This window comes from Enterobacter cloacae complex sp. IR5458 (assembly GCF_049238025.1).
Taxonomy (GTDB): Bacteria; Pseudomonadota; Gammaproteobacteria; order Enterobacterales; family Enterobacteriaceae; genus Enterobacter; species Enterobacter kobei.
The window spans coordinates 1-4,295 of record NZ_JBMKIF010000090.1 but is presented as its reverse complement, the minus strand read 5'-3'; the positions used below and the strand labels follow the sequence as shown (position 1 = coordinate 4,295).

4 protein-coding genes are annotated in these 4,295 nt (G+C 54.6%); 1 reads left to right on the top strand and 3 read right to left on the bottom strand.

Going from position 1 to position 4,295, the window contains the following annotated elements:
* Positions 1 to 266: 266 nt before the first annotated feature.
* The 3 genes from speA to ACOTYN_RS25875 form a co-directional block, all read right to left on the bottom strand.
* Positions 267 to 2,243 carry a biosynthetic arginine decarboxylase gene (gene speA / locus ACOTYN_RS25885; RefSeq protein ID WP_014885182.1) on the bottom strand — a complete coding sequence of 659 codons (1,977 nt, stop codon included), beginning with the start codon at positions 2,241 to 2,243 and terminating at the stop codon, positions 267 to 269.
* An 8-nt stretch (positions 2,244 to 2,251) separates the two neighbouring features.
* Positions 2,252 to 2,383: an acid stress response protein YqgB gene (yqgB, locus tag ACOTYN_RS25880; protein ID WP_127312443.1), complete on the bottom strand. Its 132-nt coding sequence runs from the start codon at positions 2,381 to 2,383 to the stop codon at positions 2,252 to 2,254.
* Positions 2,384 to 2,477: 94 nt separating this feature from the next.
* Complete coding sequence (locus ACOTYN_RS25875) at positions 2,478 to 2,621, bottom strand: hypothetical protein (protein WP_418251728.1); 144 nt, start codon at positions 2,619 to 2,621, stop codon at positions 2,478 to 2,480.
* Between the two features lie 425 nt (positions 2,622 to 3,046).
* Here ACOTYN_RS25875 and metK point away from each other — a divergent pair, with 425 nt between their 5' ends.
* Entirely contained in the window at positions 3,047 to 4,201 is a 1,155-nt protein-coding gene (gene metK / locus ACOTYN_RS25870; RefSeq protein WP_014885184.1) for a methionine adenosyltransferase, read from the top strand.
* Positions 4,202 to 4,295 lie beyond the last annotated feature (94 nt).

The window sequence follows — 4,295 nt, the reverse complement described above, 5'->3', positions numbered from 1 at the left end:
ACCGGTCAGACCGGCATGGACATGCCGAAAACGCCTGAGCACAAGCAGTGGAACGGCGATATGAGCGCAACAGCCCAGCCGAAGCAGTGGCTGCCGCTAATGGCGGAAATGCCAATTAATATCTATGCGAAAGTGACCATTACGTTCCAGGACGAACAGCTGAGTTAACCGCCCTCTCCCCGTCGTTCACCGGCGGGGTTTTCATGTAGCCATAAAAAAGGGTCTGACCACGGTCAGACCCTTTTCATATTTAACTGGCGGAATAATTATTCGTCTTCGAGATAAGTATACCCGTACAGCCCCGCCTCAAACTCTTCCAGGAACTGCTGCTGCAATGCATCGTCGAGACCGGTGTTTTTCACCTGGTCGCGGAACTGGGTCAGCAGCGTTTTCGGATCGAGCTGAACGTATTCCAGCATGTCTGCCACGGTATCCCCCTCGTCAGACAGCTCAACTTCCACGCTGCCGTCAGGGAAGACAAACACGTCAACCGCTTCGGTATCACCGAACAGGTTGTGCATGTTGCCGAGGATCTCCTGGTACGCCCCAACCATAAAGAAGCCCAGCATCGGCGGGTTCTCCGGGTCGTACTCCGGCATTGGCATGGTGGTGGCGATACCGTCGCCGTCAACGTAGTGGTCGATAGCACCGTCGGAGTCACAGGTGATGTCCAGCAGCACCGCGCGACGTTCCGGGGCGTGGTTCAGCCCTTCCAGCGGCAGAACCGGGAACAGCTGGTCGATACCCCATGCATCCGGCATCGACTGGAACAGCGAGAAGTTGACGTAAATCTTATCCGCCATACGTTCCTGCAGCTCGTCGATAATCGGACGGTGCGCGCGGTTGCTCGGGTCGAGCTGCTTCTGCACTTCATGGCACATGTTCAGATAAAGCTGCTCCGCCCACGCACGCTCCTGCAGGCTGAAGGTGCCTGACGAGTAGCCGACGTGAATATCGTGCAGATCCATCTGGCTGTCGTGCAGCCATTCGCGCAGGGAGCGACGCGTGCCCGGCTCGTGCATCTCCTGCCAGGTTTCCCACATGCTTTGCAGGGAACGCGGTGCATCATCCTGCGGCGGCGTCGCTTCGGAAATTTCGCTACGCTCAACGCCGATGATATTAGAGACCAGCACCGTATGGTGCGCGGTCACCGCGCGACCGGATTCGGTGATCACCGTCGGGTGCGGCAGGCCGTGCTCTTCACAGGCATCACCGATCGCCCAGATGATGTTATTGGCGTATTCATTCAGACCGTAGTTCACCGAGCAGTCAGACTGCGAGCGGGTCCCTTCGTAGTCTACGCCCAGGCCACCGCCCACGTCGAAGCACTGAATATTCACGCCAAGCTTGTGCAGCTCAACGTAGAAACGGGCTGATTCACGCACGCCGGTGGCGATATCGCGAATATTGGCCATCTGCGAACCGAGGTGGAAGTGCAGGAGCTGAATGCTGTCCAGACGACCGCGCTCGCGCAAAATTTCCACCAGCTGCAGTACCTGGTTCGCCGCGAGGCCGAATTTGGATTTTTCACCGCCGGAGGACTGCCATTTACCGGAACCCTGAGACGCCAGACGCGCACGCACGCCGAGGCGTGGCACCACGTTAAGACGTTCAGCCTCTTCCAGCACGATCGCGATTTCAGTCATCTTCTCGATAACCAGATAGACCTTGTGGCCCATCTTCTCGCCAATCAGCGCCAGACGAATGTACTCACGGTCTTTGTAGCCGTTACAGACAATGACCGAACGGGTCATGCCCGCATGCGCCAGAACCGCCATCAGCTCCGCTTTGGAGCCGGCTTCGAGGCCCAGCGGCTCGCCGGAGTGGATAAGGGACTCAATCACGCGGCGGTGCTGGTTCACCTTAATCGGGTAAACCAGGAAGTAGTCGCCTTTATAGCCGTAGGATTCACGCGCGCGCTTGAAGGCGGCGTTAATAGAACGCAGGCGATGTTGCAGGATCTGCGGGAAGCAGAACAGTGCAGGCAAACGCTGGCCCTGTGCTTCACGGGCTTTCACCAGTTTGGCGAGGTCCACGCGCGCTTCAGGGACGTCCGGATCCGGGCAAACGCTGATGTGGCCCAGTTCGTTGACGTCGTAGTAGTTATTGCCCCACCAGGCAATATTGTATGTGCGCAGCATCTTGCTGGCTTCCTGGGAGCTCATCGCAACCTCCTGCATAGAACGTAGTACACCCTGTTCGCCCGCTGACGAAGGCGAAAAAGAAGACATGTCGTCAGACATAGCGAACCTCAACTCTTTGTATTAAGTGTAAAACAGTTGACTACTATCGCAGCGTTATACGGCGATAACAACCCATAAACGGCTCCGTTTCCCAGCAGAGTATGCTGAAATCCAGACCGTGCGACCGGTTTCTTATTCATATCATTGTAAAACACGTATCCGAACTCTGTATGACAAGGTTCGGCGAAACCACGAGAAAACTCTTGTATTAACAAGAGCGCCCTTGTTCAGTTTTCACACAGCCTGACCGGCCCTGGAATCCTGAGAAGCGCCGAGATGGGTATAACATCGGCAGGTTTGCAGACTAGAAATGCGGGTTGCGGGAATCAAATGCGCGCCAGAACGGCTGCGCTGAATTAGCGGAAAACGATGGTTCATTATCTCGTATCACCTCCACGGCCGCCTCTGCTGAAACGGACCCCAAGCCAAAGCTAAAAGTTCACTGCTTAACCCGGCTGGAAGTGGCGACACGATGAGTTCATCGAGCGCTTATTTTGTATGAGCCGCGTGCCGCGTTTTATACCGAGAAGGGGGCTAAAAAGCAAAACAAAAATGCGTGGGTTGCCAGCGCCGTCAGGAAAAATTTCCAGCAAACATTTCAACGCCGTGAGAGATGAATCAAAAAAAACTGGAAATCGGGCGAAGAAGTGACCTAAAATAGCCATCCAGATGTTAATCCATCTATACTGATTAACACTCATACTGCCAGTGTCAAAAACCTGCAGGCCTTGGTAGAATTATCTCCTTTGGCTATTCCACACAGCAGCTTGAGCTAACCAAATTCCTCTTAGGTGAAATAAAACATGGCAAAACACCTGTTTACGTCCGAGTCCGTATCAGAAGGACATCCTGATAAAATTGCTGACCAAATCTCCGATGCGGTGCTGGATGCGATCCTGGCGCAGGATCCTAAAGCGCGCGTCGCGTGCGAAACCTACGTCAAAACTGGCATGGTTCTGGTTGGCGGTGAGATCACCACCAGCGCATGGGTTGATATCGAAGAGATCACCCGTAACACGGTGCGTGAAATCGGTTATGTGCATTCTGATATGGGCTTTGATGCCAATTCTTGCGCGGTGCTGAGCGCCATTGGCAAACAGTCTCCAGACATCAACCAGGGCGTTGACCGTGCCGATCCACTGGAACAGGGCGCGGGCGACCAGGGCCTGATGTTTGGCTACGCGACCAACGAAACCGACGTGCTGATGCCAGCCCCGGTCACCTACGCGCACCGTCTGGTACAGCGTCAGGCTGAAGTACGCAAAAACGGCACCCTGCCGTGGCTGCGCCCGGATGCAAAAAGCCAGGTCACCTTCCAGTACGATGACGGCAAAATCGTTGGCATCGATGCGGTGGTACTGTCTACCCAGCATTCCGAAGAGATTGACCAGAAATCCCTGCAAGAAGCCGTGATGGAAGAGATCATCAAGCCGGTTCTGCCGACCGAATGGCTGAGCTCTGCGACCAAATTCTTCATCAACCCAACCGGACGCTTTGTTATCGGCGGCCCAATGGGTGACTGCGGTCTGACCGGACGTAAAATCATCGTTGATACCTACGGCGGCATGGCACGTCACGGCGGCGGTGCGTTCTCTGGTAAAGATCCGTCTAAAGTTGACCGCTCTGCGGCATACGCGGCACGTTATGTTGCGAAAAACATCGTTGCTGCCGGCCTGGCTGACCGCTGTGAGATTCAGGTTTCTTACGCCATCGGCGTGGCTGAGCCAACCTCCATCATGGTTGAAACCTTCGGTACCGAGAAAGTGCCTTCAGAACAGCTGACCCTGCTGGTACGCGAGTTCTTCGACCTGCGTCCATACGGACTGATTCAGATGCTGGATCTGCTGCACCCAATCTACAAAGAAACCGCGGCATACGGTCACTTTGGTCGTGAACATTTCCCATGGGAAAAAACCGACAAAGCCGCCCTGCTGCGTGAAGCTGCCGGTCTGAAATAATCGACTGACACGAGCGTTAAAAAAGCCAGCCTTTGTTTATATACAGTTAACTTAAACGTGTATAAAGTGTACTAAAGCAGATGGATCTGCTTTT